The sequence below is a fragment of the Bradyrhizobium sp. DOA9 genome, assembly GCF_000617845.2.
Taxonomy (GTDB): Bacteria; Pseudomonadota; Alphaproteobacteria; order Rhizobiales; family Xanthobacteraceae; genus Bradyrhizobium.
Genome location: NZ_DF820426.1, coordinates 470,088 through 490,503, shown reverse-complemented (window position 1 = coordinate 490,503; position 20,416 = coordinate 470,088). Strand labels below are relative to the sequence as shown.

Annotated in this window: 9 protein-coding genes and 9 pseudogenes; 10 read left to right on the top strand and 8 right to left on the bottom strand. The window is 60.0% G+C overall.

Going from position 1 to position 20,416, the window contains the following annotated elements; all coding sequences use genetic code 11:
- Positions 1-6: 6 nt before the first annotated feature.
- Positions 7-507, bottom strand: coding sequence for a hypothetical protein (locus BDOA9_RS35450; RefSeq protein WP_042337043.1), 501 nt, complete (start codon positions 505-507; stop codon positions 7-9).
- 416 nt (positions 508-923) lie between these two features.
- Here BDOA9_RS35450 and BDOA9_RS38570 point away from each other — a divergent pair.
- The 4 genes and pseudogenes from BDOA9_RS38570 to BDOA9_RS39810 all read left to right on the top strand — a co-directional run.
- A pseudogene (locus BDOA9_RS38570) lies at positions 924-1,171 on the top strand (transposase); the annotation flags it as partial.
- A 1,257-nt stretch (positions 1,172-2,428) separates the two neighbouring features.
- Positions 2,429-4,018, top strand: a complete 1,590-nt coding sequence (locus BDOA9_RS35430; protein ID WP_082848001.1) for an ISL3 family transposase — start codon at positions 2,429-2,431, stop codon at positions 4,016-4,018.
- A 103-nt stretch (positions 4,019-4,121) separates the two neighbouring features.
- Positions 4,122-4,567 (top strand): annotated as a pseudogene (locus BDOA9_RS37420) (transposase); the annotation flags it as partial.
- A pseudogene (locus tag BDOA9_RS39810) lies at positions 4,568-5,146 on the top strand (DDE-type integrase/transposase/recombinase); the annotation flags it as partial.
- A gap of 315 nt (positions 5,147-5,461) precedes the next feature.
- Here BDOA9_RS39810 and BDOA9_RS40300 read toward each other — a convergent pair.
- The 4 genes and pseudogenes from BDOA9_RS40300 to BDOA9_RS35415 all read right to left on the bottom strand — a co-directional run.
- A pseudogene (locus tag BDOA9_RS40300) lies at positions 5,462-5,966 on the bottom strand (transposase); the annotation flags it as partial.
- 116 nt (positions 5,967-6,082) lie between these two features.
- Positions 6,083-6,451, bottom strand: a pseudogene (locus BDOA9_RS35425) (ATP-binding protein); the annotation flags it as partial.
- Positions 6,452-6,548: 97 nt separating this feature from the next.
- Positions 6,549-7,025, bottom strand: a complete 477-nt coding sequence (locus tag BDOA9_RS35420; protein WP_025038656.1) for a hypothetical protein — start codon at positions 7,023-7,025, stop codon at positions 6,549-6,551.
- Positions 7,026-7,825: 800 nt separating this feature from the next.
- Positions 7,826-10,249, bottom strand: coding sequence for an outer membrane beta-barrel protein (locus BDOA9_RS35415; RefSeq protein ID WP_152033747.1), 2,424 nt, complete (start codon positions 10,247-10,249; stop codon positions 7,826-7,828).
- A gap of 363 nt (positions 10,250-10,612) precedes the next feature.
- On the opposite strand from BDOA9_RS35415, the gene BDOA9_RS35410 reads away from it, so the two are divergent.
- The gene (locus tag BDOA9_RS35410) at positions 10,613-11,332 is read left to right on the top strand and encodes a response regulator (protein ID WP_025038654.1); all 720 of its coding nucleotides are present in this window, start codon (positions 10,613-10,615) and stop codon (positions 11,330-11,332) included.
- Complete coding sequence (locus tag BDOA9_RS35405) at positions 11,329-12,414, top strand: ATP-binding protein (RefSeq protein WP_025038653.1); 1,086 nt, start codon at positions 11,329-11,331, stop codon at positions 12,412-12,414. Before BDOA9_RS35410 ends, BDOA9_RS35405 begins: the two co-directional genes overlap by 4 nt.
- A gap of 530 nt (positions 12,415-12,944) precedes the next feature.
- On the opposite strand, the pseudogene BDOA9_RS39800 reads toward BDOA9_RS35405, so the two are convergent.
- A pseudogene (locus tag BDOA9_RS39800) lies at positions 12,945-13,875 on the bottom strand (type IV secretory system conjugative DNA transfer family protein); the annotation flags it as partial.
- A gap of 272 nt (positions 13,876-14,147) precedes the next feature.
- Between BDOA9_RS39800 and BDOA9_RS38555 the strand changes: the two are divergent.
- Both BDOA9_RS38555 and BDOA9_RS38550 read left to right on the top strand, forming a co-directional pair.
- A pseudogene (locus BDOA9_RS38555) lies at positions 14,148-14,311 on the top strand (IS256 family transposase); the annotation flags it as partial.
- A 15-nt stretch (positions 14,312-14,326) separates the two neighbouring features.
- Positions 14,327-14,458: pseudogene (locus tag BDOA9_RS38550) on the top strand (IS3 family transposase); the annotation flags it as partial.
- A gap of 17 nt (positions 14,459-14,475) precedes the next feature.
- Here BDOA9_RS38550 and BDOA9_RS39795 read toward each other — a convergent pair.
- A pseudogene (locus BDOA9_RS39795) lies at positions 14,476-15,133 on the bottom strand (IS3 family transposase); the annotation flags it as partial.
- A 1,316-nt stretch (positions 15,134-16,449) separates the two neighbouring features.
- On the opposite strand from BDOA9_RS39795, the gene BDOA9_RS35380 reads away from it, so the two are divergent.
- Positions 16,450-16,788 (top strand): hypothetical protein, encoded by a 339-nt coding sequence (locus BDOA9_RS35380; protein WP_152033746.1) that lies wholly within the window; start codon positions 16,450-16,452, stop codon positions 16,786-16,788.
- Between the two features lie 813 nt (positions 16,789-17,601).
- A complete protein-coding gene (locus BDOA9_RS35375) occupies positions 17,602-18,906 on the top strand; it encodes a glycoside hydrolase family 28 protein (RefSeq protein ID WP_025038647.1) in 1,305 nt (434 codons plus the stop codon).
- 665 nt (positions 18,907-19,571) lie between these two features.
- Here the strand turns inward: BDOA9_RS35375 and BDOA9_RS35370 are convergent.
- Entirely contained in the window at positions 19,572-20,300 is a 729-nt protein-coding gene (locus tag BDOA9_RS35370; protein ID WP_082847999.1) for an IS3 family transposase, read from the bottom strand.
- Between the last annotated feature and the right edge of the window lie 116 nt (positions 20,301-20,416).

Below are 20,416 nucleotides of genomic sequence, written 5' to 3'. Positions count from 1 at the left end.
GTCTCCTCAAGCAACCGAAATCGCGCTGCCGGACGACGTTTTCTTGATTAACTCGAACATTTTGAAGGTGCTCTCGGAATTCGCCAATGCATCGCCCGGGCAGGCGGTTCCGAACACCGTCAGCTGCGGGAGAATTGAGGCGAACTCGAATGCCCTCTTGGCGGCTTGTTCCTGCGATAGCGGTTCACTGACCACGCCCGGGCGCGGCTCGCAAGTGCGGTCGCATTTGCGATTGCAGTAGTTGCACTGAATGTTACAAGCGGGCGCTACAGCGACGTGCATTTGCGCGTAGTTATGATCCGCGTCCTCGCTATAGCGCGGGTGGGCTTTCACGTTGTCCCAGATGCGGGCCGGCAGATCCCCTTGACTTGTCTGCGATTTGCACTTTGCCTGGCCGCCGCAGCCTGAAGTGCCGCAGCCGTTGTGCCCGGCGATGGCCGGCATGGTATCGCCGAGACGAGCGAGCATGCCAATCCTGCTAGTGCCGTATTTAGCTGAAGCGTGCATGCGGTCATTCCCATTGGAGGCTGGATAGAATTGCAGAGTTGCAGTTGGTCAAGCGTAGTTCTGTAAGCGCATCAGCAATCTCTATGCCAGCATCGCGTCCACGCATTTGTGTGTCGCTCGAAGGACTGGATCCTGCGGAGCCGAGCATGCCTTGCGCCGACGCATATTGGAAGATGGGCGGATTTTGTACTGCAGGCGAGCTCGTTTGCGGGAAACCGCGCTGCGAATGCCACAGTCTGGCCGGCCGCTTTGGGCCGCAAAAGGCGGGAACCGCCAACTCGATCTTACCGCGCATGAAAATCAAATGAACAGCAGTGAAGCTTAACTGCAAAAATGAGTTCACTCTACGACGGAGTGAGCTGCTGCCGGTTTGGTGGATGCCGAGATTACGTGTTTCTTGAAGTCTGAGGTGGGCGATGAAGAGACGGAAGTTCAGTCGCGAGTTAAAGATCGAGGCGGTCAATCTTGTCAGGGAACGCGGGGTGTCGGTGGGCAGGCCGGCCGCGAGCTGGATGTGCATGAGAATGTGCTGTGCAAGTGGATCAAACAGTTCGGCTTTGACCCGGTGCAGACCTTTCCCGACCATGGGCAGATGAAGCCTGAGCAGCAGGAGCTCGAGCGGTTGCGCCGTGAGGTCGCCAAGCTGGAGGCCGAGCGGGATATCCATCACGGCCCCGGCCCGCCTGTGCGCGGTAGAAACAGCCAGCGCCGATGCTATCTTCTCGACTTGGAGGGTAGCGACCGTAAGCTTATTGGAGGCACAGTCCCCGTTAACAAACTTGGTCCATGGGTGGATGGGAACCTGAGAATGGTGACGCTGTTCGGACGGCGATCCCGATTGAAGATGACGATTGGCATAACCCAGACCCTTCATTCCCATGACTGGAAGGAGGAGTTGCAATGCCGAGGACGCCTGCCGGTGCCGCTCGGAATTAAAGCCGGTCAACGTCGGAGCCGCGACGCTCCACATTGGGTCAAAAATTCACATGGCCAGGGTGCACCGATCAGCCGGTGCGTGCGTTTGGTACGTTCACGCAGGACCTGCACGAACTGACGGATTGGTTCAAAGCGTGCGGCGTGATCAGTGTCGCGATGGAATCGACGGGGGTCTATTGGATCCCGGGTCTACGAGATACTCGAACAGCGAGGGTTCGAGGTCATTCTCGTCAACGCACGTTACGCCAAGAACGTGCCTGGACGCAAAACGGATGCCAGTGACGCCGCTTGGCCACGCCAGCTTCATTCCTACGGTTTGCTGCTCGGCAGCTTCCGGCCTGATGCCGATATCGCGACGCTACTCGCCTATCTCCGCTAGCGAGAGCGGTTAGTCGAATATGCAGCCGCTCATATCCAGCACACGCAGAAGGCCTTGATGAGAGATGAACTTGCAACTTCATCAAGTTGTCTCCGACATCGCAGGCGCGACTCGGATGCGGATTATCCGAGCTATTCGCAGGCGAGCGGAATCCTGACGTGTTGGCGACCAACCGTGACGTGCGCTGTAATTCTTCCATCGACACCATCCGCGCCGCATTGATAGGCAGATCGGGGACGAACATGCCTTCGCACTGACTCAGTCGCTAGAGCTCTACAACACCTACCAGGCGAAGATGCTCGATTGTGACAGCAAGCTGGAATCCTTGATCACGGCGCTGACTGACAAAGGAGCCAAGCCGATCGGCAAGCTCTCCAGGCCGCGGGCAAAGACCCAGCAGGCACACCGCCGTTCGACGTCAGGACCGCGCTATACGGCGTCGTCGGCGTTGATCTGACAGAGATACATGGATTCGGCCCATCGCTCGCGTTGAATGCGGCGCGGCAATCAGGGGTTCTTCCGCACATTTGGTGCAGGGTGCAGGATTCACGGACAGTGCAAATAAGGGCATAAGGTCGGAATCGCAGTCGACGCCCGTGATTCGCCTTGCTCCAAGCCTTCCGCTCACTGGTTTCCTCCGAGCTTTCGATTGTCGAGATCCTTCCCCAGACCAACAGGGTGGTGCTCGTAGCTCGGCCGAAGTCAGCGGTCTCGCTCTGTCCCTGTTGCGGCTGCCAGACGGGTCGCGTCCACAGCCATTACGTGCGACGCTTAGCCGATCTGCCCTGGCAGGGTCGGGTTGTCGAAATCCGGCTTCACGCGCGACGATTTCGATGCGCGAATCTGCAATGCCCGCGTCGGATATTCACCGAGCGACTACCGGCAACGGTGCGGCCGAAAGCAAGACGCACAACCCGCCTCGGCGAGAGCCAACTGGCGATCGGCTTTGCGGTCGGCGGAGAGCCCGGCTCACGCCTGGCGCGCAAACTGGCCATGCCGGTCAGCGGCGACACCTTGCTCCGAATGATTCACTCGGCCCCGTTGCCGGATTTCGTTGCTCCGACCGTCGTCGGAATCGACGATTGGGCTTGGCGTCGTGGCCAGCGATATGGAACGATCATCTGCGATCTGGAGCGCAATTGCGTGCTTGATCTGCTTCCCGATCGTAACGCTGACAGTGTTGCGAGCTGGCTGAAGCGCTGGCCGGGGATCAAGGTCGTCGCCCGCGATCGTGCGGGACTCTATGCTGATGGCGCACGCTGCGGCGCGCCCGACGCGGTGCAGGTGGCGGACCGATGGCACCTGTTCAACAGCTTGGGTGAGGCCCTGCGCCACGCGGTCGGCCGCCATCGTCACAACGTAGCCGCCGCCGTGCAAATCATGGCGTCCGCGCAACGAGCGAAGACCAGCGCTTCCGTGCCGCCGTCCGGCCTTGCACAGTTGCGGGCGGATCGAAAGGCTGCGCGACGCGAACGCTGGGATGAAATCTGCCGCCTGCGCGAGCAAGGTTGCCCGACATCCAGGATCGCCCAACTGCTCGGCGTCGACAGGCGCACTGTTCAGCGCTGGCTGGCCGCTGGCGGCGAACCGGAGCATTCGCGTCCTCACAGACCTTCACATCTTCTCGCGCCCTTCGAGGCATGGCTCGAAGCGCGGTGGGCCTCCGGCTGCCAAGTGGGCCAGCAGCTCTGGCGGGAGCTTCGGCAACAGGGTTATACTGGAAGTCGTGTGACCGTCGCGCGATGGGCCGCTGACAGGCGTGCACATGCAGACGCGGGAGGAACAGCACAACCACATCTGACCTGGAAAGCTCCCACGCGTCGTCGCTGTGCTTGGTATTTGAGCCAGGATCCGGATCAGATCGACGCTGAAGCCAGGCTGTTCCTCGGCCATCTGTTTGCGCAAGCTCAGGAACTCGCCACGGCGGCTGATCTGGCGAAGCGGTTTGTTTCCCTTCTCAGTGGTAGCGACATCGCCGGGCTCGATGAATGGATCGCACAAGCAGGCAACAGCGAGCTCAAGAGCTTCGCCAACGGCATCGCGCGCGACATCGATGCAGTCCGAGCGGCAATAACTACCTGCTGGACGACCAGTCCGGTCGAAGGCCAGATCAGCAGGATCAAAGCCATCAAGCGACAAATGTATGGCCGGGCAAGCTACCCGCTATTGCGTCGACGCGTCCTCCTGGCTGCTTGAGAACGATCGGGCAACCAATCCAACCATCGATCGCTCATGCTGCACCAAATGTGCGGAAGAACCCCTGATTGTCGCGCGCTTCCCATCCAGATTGTCGCGCTATACGTTGAAGCTCATAGGCGAGTGCGGCACGGATCTGAAGACTGGCCCGAGCGTTAAGCATTTCACCTCCTGGCTCTGCCTCACGCCGGTAACAAGATCTGCGGTGGCAAGGAACTATCTTCACGCACGCGGCGATAGTCCAGTCGGGCAGTGGCGCTGCTGCGCTTTGCAGCGACGACGGTTGAGCGGAGCGTTACGGCGCTTGGCGCATTTTGTCGACGGCTGGCTTTGCGCGTCGGCAAGGCAGAGGCGGTGATGGCGACCGCTCGCACAATAGCAGTTCTGTTCTACAATACACCCCGGCACGGCATGACCTACAGGGATCCGGGTGCTGATCACTACGAGGAACAATATCGCAGCCGCGTCGTCGCCAATCTGAGGCGACGTGCCACGTCATTCGGCTCCGTCCTGCAAGTGGATCCGGGCGGCCAATTGGCTGTTTCTTAGGAAGGCCGCGGCCCTTCTTCGCGTAGGAGCGACTTGAAGTTCGTCTTCATCGCGAAGCACCGGCGGTCTGGCCGGTGCCTGGCCATGCGATGCGCCGGGGGGTTCGCGGTTGGGCTTCCATGCCTGGCTGAACCGCTCTCCCAGCGCCAGATCCCGCAGCGAGGAACTCGGCGGCATGGGCAAGGCTAGCTTCGCCGCCAGCGACCGCACCTATGGCGCACGCCGCGTGTATCGTGACCTGCTCGCCGACAGGGCGGATTGCGCCTGCACCGGTTGAGCAAGTGATGCGCCTGCAAGGATTGAGGGCACGGCCGCGACCTCGGCGCTTGCCGAAGGACAGCGGCGGTCGACAGCTCGAGACGGCGCCGGCCACCCTTTTGAACCGGCAGTTCGCCGCCGAGCGTCCGAACCAGAAATGGGTCAGCGACTTCACCGATCTCTGGCGCCGAAGGCTGGCTCTATGTGGCAGCAGTGATCGACCTGCTCTCACGCCGCGTGGTGGACTGGTCGATGAGCGCGGCCATGACGGCGCAGTTCGTGACGAACGCATTGTTGATTGCCGTCTGGCGGCGCGGAAGGGAATGTTCGAAGTGTTTGTGTAAGCAAGCTCTGTGAAGGTGGGTTTGGCGTTTGAGACATTGAGAGCTGGCATCGACGGCATGGCCGATAATTCTGCTTGGCCGGACCGAGCGGTCAAGCCCCGAAGCTGCGCAGCGGCGCGCCGCAGGCGCGGGGCTTGACAGGCGAAGGTTCCGTCCACTCGGTCAATGGTTGGCGCGGTGAAGTCGGTTGTGATCATCAGCGCGCTGTTCCGGGAAACCTCGCGCCGAAGTGGATAGCGAACTGCCCCATCGCGGCGGTCAATTGGACCGGTCGCCGCTAATGAACGCCGGCGTTCCTGAGAGCGAGATACGACAGCTTGAGCGCCGACTCGTCGGCCGCGAAGCTGCCGCGGGGGTCTTGCGCAGCGAACGATGTAGTGCCTCGACCGCATTGGTCGTGTAGGTCCTCTTGCGGAGGCCCGGCGCGAAGGCGACGAACGGCAGCACGTGCTCCAACGCATTGCGCCAGATCCGGCTGATGGCTGAATAGCGCTTGCCCCATTCGGCCTCGAACTCCGCGCCGCCGCGTCGGCGCTCTCAGCCCGATAGATCGCCCTGATTGAAGGCAGGATCGCCTTGCGGTCCTTCCAGGAGACGAAGGCAAGGCTGTCGCGGATCAGGTGCACGATGCAGGTTTGCACCAGCGCCTGCGGGTAGGCTGATGTGATCGCCTCGGGGAAGCCCTTCAGAGCATCGTCCATGGCAATCAGGATGTCGTTGACGCCGCGCCCCTTCCGCTCGTTGACGACCCGCAGGCAGAACTTGGCGTCGTTGGTCTGCTCGATGTCAACGCCGACATAAATCTGACCCACCTTCGCGGAAGTCGCCGAAGTAATTCTGACCCACCCCGGCGCTATATTGTGCTGGCCAGCTGCGGAGGGCGGAGCCCGTAGCGGCTGACCAGCACAATGTCCTATTTTTCTCCGGTAACCCTCCTGGCGGCCTGACCGGCCTTGCGTTTGTCGCGCAAGCGATAGCTTTCACCGCTGACCTGGACGATGTGGGCATGATGCAGCAGGCGGTCGAGCATGGCGGCCGTCAGCGTCTGATCGTCGGCGAAGGCGCCAGCCCATTGCGTGAACGGGAGGTTGCTGGTGAGCACGATCGAGCCGCGCTCGTAACGTTTGGCCACCACGTTGAAGAACAGATTGGCTTCCTCACGTCCGAATGGCAGGTACCCGATCTCGTCGATGACGATCAGCTTTGGCGCCATCACCGCTCGATTGAAGTATTCTTTCAGACGGCCTTGGGCTCGCGCCGCGGCCAACTGCAGCATGAGATCGGGCGAGACCTCGGCTCACAGAAACCTCCTTACACATCGTTCCGGGCACCTCGCGCGGCAAGCCGGATGCGCTATTGCATCACTCCGACCAGGGTCGCTAGTCTTCGGCAAGGCTCCAATCGCGCAGCGCCTGATCCGACAAATGGGCTTGGACAAGCTCGCGCCACGACGCACGGACATGGCGCCACCTCCTCTTTCGCGCGGGAAGAGCGTTCAGCCTCTGTTGAAGGGCGAGAGCGAACCGAGCATCCTCCGAATTGGGGGCGCTGGTAGCCTCTGCGATAACCTTCCGCAGGAAGTTCTCTGCGGCCTTCCACTCCGCATCGCTGAACCAACATCCGATGAAATACCCGAAGCAGGCCCGAAACCGCAGGGCCCGGCCTACGGCGCGGTATGCGGGCACATTTGACTCGCTCAGCCACTGCTTGAGAGCTTCAACCTGCTTGGGCTTTCCCAGCTCAAGAAACGCGTCGTCGCTTTCGAATAGATAGAATCCTGCGCAGGCCCCGATGTCACCTTGGACCTCTGGGTCTTGTGTTTCCACCCAACGGGTGATCGCTTCAAGTGGTGACATAGGGTCTCAATTTCTTGTTAGTATCTGTCCTACAAGGGTGAGCGCCGTTGCTGTCACTCACTCGGTCATTGGGACGCTCACGTCCGAGGAAAGGCGCCTCTGCACGGTATTAAGCCATTGGGCGATAGAACCCAGGACGGAAAGCTAAGACATTGGCGCGAGCTCAGGTTGATTACCAGTTCAGGTAGCTTTAAATGAACCCGCTGGTTGCTACGGTTTGGGGGGCATGTCCCGCGGATGAGCATCGCGCGGGCTATGCTGGTCAGCTTTAGGCAGACGAACGCTAGCCGGCCGAGTTAGTAGCGTGGGCAGGGACAGCGCTCGCCGGACAAATTCGAGTCGTCTCGTACTGATTTCGCTAGCGGCGCGGGAGCGCGGTGCAGACTAGGTCGCCCTCCTGCGTAGACGCCAACTCGCGCTGCTGCCTTCTTTGAACTTACGAAGATGATGTGCAGAAACAGGCGTGTTTCTGCACCGATTTCGCCATCGATCGCCGCCATGATCTGGTCGCCGTCATGGCTGCCGCAATCGCACTGATTGGTTGGTGTACCTTGAGCGGCATCTCTTCGAACTCCGTCTTGGGTGCCGAGGCACGCGCCTCTGACAGGCTGCAACCCGGGTAGCTGGTTTTGCCTAACCGGATCGAGGTGCCAACCGAGAGACTGTCCATACGCCACATCCGCGAAATTCTGCGCTACATTACAGCGTCGGTGTGTCGTAACTGAGAGCGGCTGAGGCGCAACGTCATCCGCTTATTGATGCGGAGATTCTGTTCAGACAGCCGTGGGATCGGCTCAGTTTCACCGCGCGGCATCTCCCGACTTCGCCCAATCGAATTTGTAGTTCACACCCAGCTTGAACAGATCGACCGACTGGCCGACGCTGATAGTCTGCGCATTGATGACTGCTACCGTCGGCCACGCGATGGTCGCGGCATCGAAGCCCAGATGGTCATACTCGACGAAGGTGGTCCAGCCATTCGTCAGGGCATATTCTAGTCCGGCACCAGCCACCCACCCAGATCTCGTGGAGCTGGCACTCCCGATCCCAAGCGAGAGGGCACCAGTATTGCCAAGCAGATTGTAGGTGCTATGAGCCCATGCCCCACCGGCCTTGGCATAAATTAGGGATTGATCCCAGGCCCACCCGAGCCGACCAGTTAAAGTGCCAATCGCGTCGGTGACGTGCTGGCAGTTGATGCCGCCGAGTCCGGAGAAGCAGGTGTTTTCCCCCCGCAGGTCGGTTGCACTCAGGCTACCTTCTAGGCCGATTACCCAGTTGCCGATCTGCCGGTTAGCGCCAATCTGAAGGCCGCCGACAGGTCCGGTCGCGCGGATCGTATCGCCGAAACCCGCGGCGTTAGTGCCTCCGGTCCCGGTAAGCGTCAGGCCAAACGGATCCGACCAGGAATCTCTGCTGACGCCACCGCCGAGATGACCGCCGACATAGATGCTAGTCCAGTTCATCGCGGCCGCCTGAGCCTTTACCGGTATAGTCGACGAGGCTGCGGGCACGGCATCGCCCCATTTGTAGCTCGACTGGACGAACACGCCGTAGCGCTCGGAGGTCGTGCGCGTTGGCGGGACGTCGACGAACCGAGACGCAAGCGACAGGTTGTTGAACGTCGTAGAGCCGTTCTTCATATTGTACGCCCAATAACGCGCGCCGATGCCCACGCTCCAAGCATGGCTCACGTCATACCCGAGAATGCTTTCCAGCATCATCCCGGTGCCTTTCGATGCCTCCTCCGGCAGCAAGAGCTGGCGTGCATTGTGATCATCCTGCCCGATAAAGTTGATCCAGGGCAGATAGGCTGCCTCGCTGGTCAGCTTTAGCCTGTCAGCCAGGACGAACTGGCTGTTGAGGCCAATCCGCACAGCGTCGTAGTGCCCATCCTGGGCTATGCCCAGGAAACTGGTTGAATCATCTGCGCAGAGCCCACTGTGCGCAAGCTGCCGACAGCCATACGTGTTGATATCCTCGGCATAGTAATTGTAGCCGACGAACGGTCCGAGCTTGGCCGTCAGTGTGCGCAGCATCGAATAGCCAATATCGACCACGCCATAGCCGATGTGTCCCTTTGCGCTCGACAAGGTATTAGAATACCCGCGAGTGGTTGATAGGAAGTCCTCGTCGTTTAGGCTGCCATTAGTGATCCCGCCCGCCCCTAGGAAGCCCTTCGCAAAAAATCCGTTGGTATGATCGATGCGCGCAAAAGTCTCCCCGCTCGCCCCGTCAAGCCCGCTGAAGATCAGCCGGGACATCAGACGGGTACCTTTGCGATCGAACAATGGCTGCGGCGCGCCGACACGCCCCGAACTGAACCATGCCCGTGTTCCTGCCTCCAGCTCCAGATTGGAGAAGGTCCCCGCTGCCTTTTCCGTCACCGCATTCGTGCCTGACCATGGCGTCGTGTCGCCGAACCGGTAATTGAGTCCCAGCCGAACAAGAGCGGCGCTCAACGCTTCACTCTGGGTGAATTGTTGTAGCGCAAAGTTGCTCGAGGTCTGACTGGCGACGACCCGGCCGAAACTGGCATACAGATATTCGGCTTTCAGGCTCAGCCGGTCGCTGACCCCCCACTCCACGCCGGCGCCGACAGCATAACCCAGTTTGTCCTGATCGATGGATGCCGACTCCGAACCGATGGATGCCAACCCATTCTTGCGGCGGGCGGTCCCTGTAACCAGCAAATCGCCCTTGATGTTGGTTAACGCCAGACCGCCGGTCAGGTAGAAAAGCCATTCGTTCACGGCCACGCCGGCCCGTGGTCTCAAGGTGAACAGCCAGTCGCTATGAGCATAGGAACTGATGACGAATTGTGTGGCCGGATTATGCATGGAGGGCACGGCGCCGCTGTTGGCGGTCCCGTTGAGGTGCAGATAGTCCAGTCCAGCCTCAATCCCAAGCACGAATTGGCCGACCTGCCAGTTGTAGCCCGTCTGCTCGCCCGCAGAGAACGCGGCGGGACTGATCTTCTGAGCCCCCGCGCCATTGAATGGGGAAACCGCAAAAACGCTGCTGACGGTTGCCGAGGTTCTTGGATCGTAGGCACCCCAGGCCCCACCCGCATTCACGCCGGCATAGAATCCGGTCCAGTCATAGGCTGTTGAATAGGCGACTGGACGGGATTTCACCGCCATATCCGCTGGGAGTGCGGGGAACGACGTTGCGATTGTAGTTGCAACTACGATCGGAAATCTACGCATCATGATTGGTTGCATATCGCGCTCCTCCTTCTGAAGCGACGATATGCGCCCCAAACGCAACCTCAAGTCGCCCTTCAGAAACGACGGGTTTCTATCGCACGAGCGGTAAGGCAGGTTTGCCTAATTCGCACTAAGTTGTCGCAAGGTGTCGCCGGCACGGACGGCTGATTCGAGTTGGCGGCAATTGCGCCTTTCTTCTGCTGACTCCGGCGAGGCCCAATGCCAGCGGAGCCGGCGCCAGTTGCCTCCCGCCAGCCTCCGGAAATGGATGCGCCAACACCTGCCCGCCTGCGCGACATTTTATTACAGTTCTATTACAAATTTGCCCGTGGTGACGCCATGTGTCTGCGCTAAGGAATGAGGAGGAAAGGGAGCACAATGAGCGAGCCGCACATCTTGGTGGTTGACGATCATCGCGATATCAGAGAGTCGCTGGCGAGCTACCTGCGCAAGCACGGCATGCGCGTCAGCCAGGCCGCGATTGCGGCAGCCGCTCGCGACCAGCTAGAAAAGAACGCCATCGACCTGATTGTGCTGGACATAAGGATGCCTGGCGAGGATGGGCTGTCCCTGTGTCGCCACATTCGCGAGGCGCATGACACCCCAATCATCGTGCTCAGCGCCTTGGCCGATGATACGGACCGCATCGTCGGCCTGGAGGTCGGAGCGGACGACTACGTTACCAAGCCATTCAATCCGCGCGAGCTGCTTGCCCGCGTGAAGAACGTCTTACGCCGTGCAAATACGTTGCCGAAGAAGCAGCGACAAACGGGGACCAAACGGTACGTTTTCGATCGCTGGATATTGGACATCGGCAGGCGCGAGCTGATCGGCGATGATGGGGTCGCCCTGATGCTCAGTTCCGCCGAATTCCACCTCCTGCTCGCGCTGGTGGAGAGGCCGCGACTTGTTCTCTCTCGCGACCGCCTGCTCGATCTCACAAGCGGCCGTGGCGCCCAGCCGTTCGATCGCAGCATCGATAATCAGATTAGCCGGTTGCGCCGCAAAGTCGAACGCGATCCTGCAGATCCGCAACTCATCAAGACCGTTTGGGGCGTTGGATACCTGCTTGCCGCCGACGTCGAAGAGGCCTCATGATCGGCATGTTCTTTGGCTCGTTGGCTGGCCGACTTGCGTTCTTTGTAGTCGCCTCTCTCCTCATGGCCCAGGTCGGGGCCCTCGCCGTATTCCGTGCCGACCGCCTTTTCGACCGCGCCGTCCAGCACCCCAGAGTCTTTGTTCAACCGGCAGACGGCACTTTGCTCAGCCGAATAGCGACGTTGGGGCTGCCGAAAGCCCCCTGTTTGAACATGTTGCGATCTTATACACTGCCGGGCGTTTTGTACGTCGTGCTGGTCTTACTGTTGGAAGCCCGCTGGATCACGCGTCCATTAAGGGCTCTGGTCGACGCGGTGGATAGTTTCGGGCGCGGAGAGGCGGTAGAGCTATCACGGCTGTCGGGACCAAGCGAGATCGTTCGGGCGGTGAATGCCTTCAATCTCATGCAGCAGCGGCTCTCGCGCTTGCTGGAGGATCGGCTGTCGATGGTCGCAACCATTACTCACGACCTGCGCACGCAAATCACGGTGGCCCGGTTGCGGGCGGAAATGATCGAGGATGCGGAGGCCAGAGAGGTTATCGTCCGGTCGTTGACCGATTTGCAGCACATCGTCGATGCGACGCTAAGCTTCGCGCGTGACGAAATCGTGCCCGACGAGTCGCGGATCATCGATCTAGTCTCTCTGATAGAAAGCGTCGCAAACGATCTCGCCGCGGTCGGATGGGACGTCGGCGTCGCTGCGGACGGCCACCTGCACTATCGATGCCGACCGGCTCTGCTGCGACGCGCCCTAACCAACCTCATGAGCAATGCCGTCAAGTATGGCAACTGCGCACGTGTCGCCTTGGAGCTTGCCGATGAGCACGTCTGCATTACGATTGACGACGAGGGACCTGGCTTGCCCAGCGATCAGTTGCAGAGAGTGTTTGAGCCGTTCGTCCGGCTGGATTCATCACGCTACAACGAGAATGGAGGGATAGGCCTTGGCCTGTCGATTGCCCGGTCGGCGATTCGGGCGCACGGCGGCGAAGTTACTTTGACGAACATGAGCTGCGGGCTGCGGGCCCAAGTCAATCTGCCGCACGGAAACGGCAACGGTAGCAACTGGCGACGCCGTTAGTGGAGCAGCGCGTGGTCCGGCGTCCCGGTCAACATGCAGTTGATGTCCATTCCGATTTATTTGGCCGCCATCTCACATCGGATCTCCCTCTTGAACATACTCCGGGATCTCCTGCCGCAGCTTCAGCCCTTGACTGAGCCGCCGGCTCCCAGTGCCGCTATGAAATTGTCCAACCGCGCGCTCCCTGCGCCCGCGCCGCCTTTGCAGCCGGCCCCGGGGTGTGGCGATGTTGCCCTGAGCCAGAACCAAATGAACAATGCCAGGGTCTCGACCGAAATCCCATCTCGCGCTCAAGCGGCGCGATGCGGCGATCGACTTGATCGAGCCGCTTAGCAATGGCGGCCTCCCGCCGTCCGTCAGCGTCCGGCGACAGAAAGGAAGCGATGGCAGCTTCGGCGACGAGTGACATCGGCTGTTCGCACCGAGCAGCGTAGGATGATAGGGTCTTCATGACCTCCGGATCGAGATAGACCTGGGCTTTTCTTATTTGGTGCCGTCGCACCAGCCTCACAATCGGAGATCGGCGCGCAATCGATCGATGCCTGGCGCGCTACGCCATGCATCAGGTCGTTCATGCGCAAGATCTGCGCGGCATCGTCGTCGAGATCGTAGGAAGGTCCGGCGCGAATTCGTTGTCGAGCGGCTCCCTCTTTTCCCCACTATGGCAATCAAGGTCCGGCTGCCGCCGTCGGTCGGCCGTCTTCGGATCCGCCTCTACGTCCATTTGATCGTCGGCCGCGAGCGGCGCCGCAGGCGAGCGCGACGGCAGGGGCCGCGAGCTCCGATCGTCGGGTCGATTGTCCTTGGGTTTGCTCAGCACCGGCGGCGCCAGGATGCGCTCTTGGAGCTGTGATCGTCGTAATAGCGCCCTTCTTGGTGCGGATCGGATGGAGAGTCGCCAGATCATGACGCGATGGTGGGAGCTGCATCATCCCGCCGGGGGTCAGCAGTGGCCGGGCGGTCTCCTACCGAGACACCATGAGGTGATCAAGCCAAGGTGCGAGGCGGCTGCCGGCATGGTTCTTCATCACCTTCATCTCGGTCGCCATCCCCTTACGTCGGCACCCGCTTGACTGTCCTTTCGTCAATGGCCGCGAAGCTGACCCGGACGTGACAATTGTCGAGATCGAATTGTTTGGCCCGCAGGCCTTCTCGATCTGGTTCAGCAACTGGGCGATCAGAAAACTCTTGTTGCCGTAATCGGCCATGAAGGCGAGCGCCGACTCAAAGAAGTCAAGCCGGCCGAGCGCGGGGAATTCGTCGAGCATCAGGAAGCCGCCGCCGGCCGACCTTGGCCTGGAGGTCGTCCGTTAGACGCGGCCGATGTGGTGAGGAGCAGGAGGATCAGCGGCTTGGTGCGGTTGATGTCCGATGGCGGTGGTACGACGTGGTCGCCTCCTCTCCGCCGACGATGTCCGCGATCCGCCAGTCGCAACGTCGCGTTACCTCCGCAACGACGGGGTGGCCCTGATCTGGCTGCAGGGCCGGATCGGAAGCAAGATCGATGACGCCGTGGCGGCCTGCGTCACGAACGAGCTGGAGATCGAGCCGTGTCCAGCGTTCGACTTCGACCTGGTGCTCGACCGAGCGGCGGATGTAGAGATCGGAGCGCAGTCACAGTTCCTGGGTGACCAGGTCCTGCGCACGGGCGTGCATTCCCTCCTACTCGCGGGAGATGGCGAGGCCCTGGCCCTCCTCGGCGACGTCGCGCCCGAGGATGTGGACGCCCGGGAGTCGATGACGCCGATAAGGCCGAAAAATTGGTCCGCAATCTCAAGCGTCGACCGACCCGCAATGGCCCGGCCTAGCGGCGAGCATCCGCGAAGGCCTCGACGAAATTCTGAATGTCGTTTGGTTGACTCTGCCGAAGGAGCTGCGTCGTTCGCGCGCCTATACCCCCTACCCTGTACCTTTGTGGCAGCGCGGCAAACCGGATGCGCTGTTGCATCACTCCGACCAGGGCAGCCAGTACACCAGCGAACAGTTCCAGTGCCTGATGGCCGACCACAGCATCATTTGTAGCATGGGCCACTCCGGCAACGTCTGAGACAAACGCGGCGTGGTGAAGTCGGCGATCCATTTCTGGTTCGGACGCTCGGCGGCGAACTGCCGGTCCAGAAGGGTGGCCGGCACCGTCTCGAGCTGTCGACCGCCGCTGTCCTTCGGCAAGCGCCGAGGTCGCGGCCGTGCCCTCAATCCTTGCAGGCGCATCACCCGCTCAACCGGTGCAGGCGCAATCCGCCCTGTCGGCGAGCAGGTCACGATACACGCGGCGTGCGCCATAGGTGCGGTCGCTGGCGGCGAAGCTGGCCTTGCCCATGCCGCCGAGCTCTTCGTCGCTGCGGGATCTGGCGCTGGGAGAGCGGTTCAGCCAGGCATGGAAGCCCGACCGCGAACCCCCCGGCGCATCGCATAACCAGGCACCGGCCATATCGCCGGTGCTTCGCGACGAAGGCGAACTTCATGTCGCTTCCTTCGCAAAGAAGGCTGCGGCCGCTTTTTAGGGTATCCCGCCCGTCCCCTCAGCTTAGTGACCTCACAGCGCAGCCGCGCGATCTCTTGCTGCTTGGGCTTCATCTGCCCATGGCCGGGGAACGGCTGTACCGGATCAGAGCCAAACTCCCTCACTTATTGCGCAGTACATTCTCATGAACCCCAAGGTCGCGGCCGGCTTGCGCCACCGACAACCGCGCTCCCTGACAAGCTTTACCGCTTCGATCCATTAGCGATAGCAAGCGCTCGGCCAATCCGCGCCTCTCCTTGCGACAGGCATCATGGAATCGCTCTCTGGCGAACGCGCCAATCCACTCAACAGCTCTGAGCCCGTAAAGCGGCACCTCAGCTTTCAGCTCCTGACGACAGGGCGGCACTGCGCGCTTGCTCCGCTAGCTGGGGGACCGCCAAGCCTTGCTTGGCCAGCAAGTCCTGCCGCACTATCGGCGCGATGCTGTATTCTTTAGGGGCGACTACAGCCCAGCTAATACGCAATCCCACTCGCATGCGGTCAGACCTAAAGTCTCCGCCACGTCATCCGTGCGTCTTCATCGCTTGCCACCGGGAGTTACTCCACGGCGAGCGTTCCCTTGCTGAGTCATGGTTCATTCCCGTAGTCGTCGGCTGTCCAAGGAGCGGGTAAATGTTGCGTGGGAGGCTGCTTTCCGTGGCGCGTGGCACACTGATAAGGACATCCGGCTCGACGTGATCCATTGCCGGCACCTCCAGCGGCGAAACAGCGTGTTTGCTTGGTCTTCCGAAATGAATTCTTGCTCGTGTTGAATTTGCGGCCATTTGCGTGTTCATGAACACGCGGTACAGATGATGTTCATTCGCACCACCCACCCGATAAGCTGCCTGGGCGCCGCCGTTCGTTGATCTTCTTCGTAATGCCCGATGATCCTTCCCAAGGATACCCACCGCTGCTCAGCACAAACTCAGCTACAACGAGCCGTTGGCCTTTGCTAAGAACGCGCGACCGCGCTGCAATCTCCGGCGGAAACCACGGTTGCTAGCGCAGGTACGTACTCGCGTGACTTCCAACAATTGATGAGGCTACCGACAATGTCCGAAACGATAACTCGAGAAAAAGCGCCGCACCGCGTGTAATATCAAGGTTTTCGCCTTTCGCAGCCTGGCCCGGTTCTTGCTAATCCGGTCCCAGGAGAATGGGTTTGCTCCAAACTAGAAAGAGGTAGTCACATGAATAGTCGCCTTGAGCGGGCTGCGGGTCAACTCTGGACAGCCTCCGTAAGAAACGGTCCGATTCCCTGGAGGCTCGCAGGGCACCACGGAGCCGCTCGAAAGAGTTCAGACGGTAACACCTGGAGAAGCCCCAATTACCAGAAAACGCCGATTATAGGAGGTCGCATTCGTTCTATCGCGCGAGCCTCCGCAGCCTTCGCGTGTTGGTTTGCGCTTGTCGGAACGGCGCTCGCCCAGTCGAAGGTGCCAAGTTGCGATGCTCTCACACTTTACGGCAACGCTGCCAACTCCGGACTCTGCAAGGGCCTCGGCCTAAGCAAGCTTTGGATCTGCGAGTTGACGCAAAATAGTCCCGACATTCATACCACCTTCAACGAGACGGTCGGGCTGCACATCACGGTCAGACACTCGCGCTGCGAGGGGAAGTTAGACCTGACGGGGGCTTGGAATGCCCAAGATCACGCTCTGATGCTCGAGAGTGGGAAACCCTCGATGATCTGTAACGTGAACCTGCAGAATTATGTCGATCGCTTGAACGCGCAAGCTCGTTTAAGCGGTGCCGGAGGTGATCGCGCCGCCTGCATCACGGCATTTGCTACCGCCGCCAGCAACCTCAGAATTTCAGCCAGCGTTCAGTCGTTCCTTATCGGTCGCTGCAAGAAGGTCTGCAAGTAGGAAGGCTTTGCGGCGCGCGCGCTTTGCTTGCCGATAGCGGGGAACGTCCTCACCGAGGCGAACTTGATCTGCAAGAAAGCAGATTCGCCCTGTTCTAATGCAGACCCTTTGGCGACCAAACCGAGGGGCCGCGGCGAGTTGAGCTACGACGCGAAGGGCCGCATCCGTCGGGTGGGCCCTTCGATGGTACGACGGCTGCAACTGAAGCGACGTACTCGCGTGACTTCCGACCTTTGATGTGAGGCGACCGACAATGTTTGAGACGATAACGCGGAAAAGAACGCTGTGCTGCAGGGAGTATCATGGTTTTCACCTTTCGCGACCATGGCCCGCTTGTTGCTAATCGGATCTCAGGAGAATAGGTCTCCTCCAAAGAAGGGATCGCATGAATCGTCGCATTGAACGGACTGCTGGTCAACGCGAGCTCTCTAGTGTTGACGCTTCATAGTGCAACGCTTGGCCGGGGGGCCTGACCTGCACCCCTCCCTTGTTGAGGAGCGGTGAAGTCTTGGCAGTTGAAGTGCGCGCGAGCTCCGCAACAGGTTCGAGCTGGTGAGCGTCGAGAGCTAACCAAGAAGAGGGATATAAAGACGTCCCGCCCCACATCCGAGTCAGAAGCCGCTCGCGGCGACGCGAGACCAAAGCAACCCCCAAGAGATAACAATCGCCCGATGTCTTGCAATTCTGCCTAGGATAGCGCTCTTGATTCAAACGGCAGACTAATGCGGGTATTCGTGCGTTCGGGTTACGCCATAATCTCCCCGAGGGTCACATGGTGGGAAACACAACTGAGGAAAGAAAGCTGAGATAATCATGGCCGATCATTATTGTTCCTTGGCAGTGTGGTCCATCGTTGCCGCCGTGACCCTGTGTCACTCCGCCTTGGCCCAAGACCGCCGCGCTGTGACCGAACCTGTTGCACCCGGTAATATCTGCGCCCGCCTGACGCCTTCTGGTAAGAACGACACCAGCGATCTTAAGAAGGCCATTGCTCATTGCCCCGCTGGCGCAACGGTGTATTTGGCAGGCGGCTCGTTCCTGTCAGGTCCCCTCGAGATGAAATCCGGCGTCACGCTTTGGCTTGAGCGGGGCACCACGCTTTTCGCGACCGCTGAGCCAACTGCTTACGACAAGGGCTTAGGACATTGTGGCCGCATCGATAGCAGGCGTGACGGCTGCCGCCCGTTCATCAACTTTTCCAACACGCGGGGCGGCGGCATCTATGGCGATGGCATTATCGACGGCCAGGGTGGCGAGGTCATGGTGGGTAGCGCTGAAAGCTGGTGGCAGCTGGCCCGCCGCGCACAAACCGAGGGCGGAAATCAGAACGCCCCTCGCCTGATCCAGATCGATCACGCGCAAGACATTACGTTGCACGGGATCACGCTGCGCAATGCGCCCAATTTCCACGTGGCGATGCACCGGGTCGAAGGGGCCACTTTTTGGGGCATCACGATTGACGCGCCGGCCGATGCGCGCAATACCGACGGCATTGATCCCGGTGCCAGCCAGGATGTGACCATAACTCACAGCGTTATCCGCACTGGAGATGATAATGTAGCGATCAAGGCAGATAACGGTTCGACGCGCTACGTTTCCATCATTGATAACTATTTCGGTTGGGGACACGGCATGTCCATCGGCAGCGAACTAAAATCTGGTGTTAGCGATATACTGGTGCGCAACCTTACCCTGGATGGCACAACGTCGGGCTTGCGCATCAAGAGCGATAGGAGCCGGGGTGGTGTGGTGGAGCGCGTGACGTTTGAGAACGTGTGCCTACGCGACAATCGGTGGCCGATCAATTTCGAGACACGCTATGATACTCATGCTCATGGCGACAGCATCCCGGTCTATCGGCAAATCGTTCTGCGCCATGTGCATGGCACTGGGGGAACATTGGTGATGCGAGGGCTGGACCCGAACCATGCGCTTGGTGTCTCGTTGGATGATGTCCGTTTTGCCGATAGCGCGGTCTGGCAGGTTGAAAATGTAGTTGTGACCGTCGGGCCATCGGGCGTGTGGCCGCCGGTGCCAGGCGGTGCGCGCGTTCCCCCATCTCGGGTATGGAATGGATGTGCAAGCGGCTCCCTCAGCCAAATTGGAGGCCGAGCGTGACTAGGGATGCGCTTGGGACTGGGTAGCTGGCAAGCCTATGTAGGGTACTGTAATCGGGAATGTAATGTGTAGACGTGTTTGTGGATTCAATGGACTACAGCGTAGAAGATCGGTGTGAGGGTGATCGAGGCTTGAGCTAATAACCCGCATACATGGGTCGGCAGCGGGCGAATCTTTCAATTGCCCACTCTGGCTGATATGCTTATTCAACGAATTCTTGAATCGAAGAATCACTAGAGGCGCCCTGCTGAGCACCTGATCCGCGCGAGCGATCTATGAGGTTGACATTTAGGGATTGTAATCTCGCCTGCAGAATGGCCGATCGGCGCGCAAAATAGGTCCAACGCCGGCCCCTACTCGCTTTTGCTTTTGCGACGAGCGAAATTGTTTGTCGCCATGGAACCTAGAGCACACAGTCTTCGATCAATTCGAAGATCGGCCCTTCATCTCAAACAATGGGTCAATCGTATTCTTCCATTGAAGGCCGCCCTGTTTGGCGAACGCGATCATTGCAACTCTAGGAGTAATCATACGAGATTGGGTTTTTCATGAAGCCGGAGGTGGTCCATCCAGAGGCGGGAGTTCGCGATTTTGGATTTTCGATCGAACTCATTCTAAGCAAGATGTAATGGAGCGCTTCTGCAAGCGATTTGCAGTTGAGCTACTCATGCCGGTGGGTAAGCCTCCGGTGAGGCCATTGAGGCCGACGAGGACGGACTCCAGAGGAATATAGGTGTGCTGTCAGCTGAATCAAGAAACAAGACAGTTGGACTGCACCCCCGAAGTGAGACACGATAATTACAGTGACAGTGCGGTTGCCATGATGCGTTATCGTGCCTGTTTTGCGCGAACGCGGTTTCGAACTCAAGGGGCGATTGGTAGCCGAGCGCCGAATGAAAGCGCTCCTTGTTGTAGACCTCGGCGATGAAGCAGTCGATCCGGCGCCGGGCGTCCGTGAGATCAATGAAGGTGTTGCCGTTGATCTCTTCGGCCTTCAACTTCTTCATGAAGCTTTCGGCCTTGGCGTTGTCGAACGGGTTTCCGGGCCTGCTCATGCTGATGGTGATGTCGCGATCGGCAAGTCGCTGGCGATAGGCGATTGAGGCGTATTGGGCGGAGTGGTGGATCAGGCTGCCGGTGGCCGGTCCCCGAGCGACGATGGCTTTCTCCAGCGCGGCGATGGCAAGCGAGGCATCGAGCGTGTCCTCGAAGGCCCAGCCAACAGCTTTGCGCCAGAACGCGTCAAGAATGACGGCGAGATAGGCGAAGGTCCTGGCGAGATGCACATAGGTGATGTCAGCGACCCAGATTCGATCGGGGGCCGATGGTACCAGGCCGCGCACCAGATTGGGGAGGACGAGAACGGCCGTTGGCCGCGCCGCAGGTGGCTTCAGGAAGGGCGCCTTGCGCTGCGCGAGAAGATTGGATAAGCCTCAGGACTTTCTTGGCATTTACGAACCTTGGCGCCCCAAAGTGGCCGCCACACGTCGGTAGCCGTAGAAAGGATGCT

Bases quoted from the DNA above. Each gene is read 5' to 3' on its own strand.
- BDOA9_RS35450 (WP_042337043.1), bottom strand. From the start codon at position 507: ATGCACGCTTCAGCTAAATACGGCACTAGCAGGATTGGCATGCTCGCT.
- BDOA9_RS35420 (WP_025038656.1), bottom strand. From the start codon at position 7,025: ATGTCACCACTTGAAGCGATCACCCGTTGGGTGGAAACACAAGACCCA.
- BDOA9_RS35415 (WP_152033747.1), bottom strand. From the start codon at position 10,249: ATGCAACCAATCATGATGCGTAGATTTCCGATCGTAGTTGCAACTACA.
- BDOA9_RS35410 (WP_025038654.1), top strand. From the start codon at position 10,613: ATGAGCGAGCCGCACATCTTGGTGGTTGACGATCATCGCGATATCAGA.
- BDOA9_RS35405 (WP_025038653.1), top strand. From the start codon at position 11,329: ATGATCGGCATGTTCTTTGGCTCGTTGGCTGGCCGACTTGCGTTCTTT.
- BDOA9_RS35375 (WP_025038647.1), top strand. From the start codon at position 17,602: ATGGCCGATCATTATTGTTCCTTGGCAGTGTGGTCCATCGTTGCCGCC.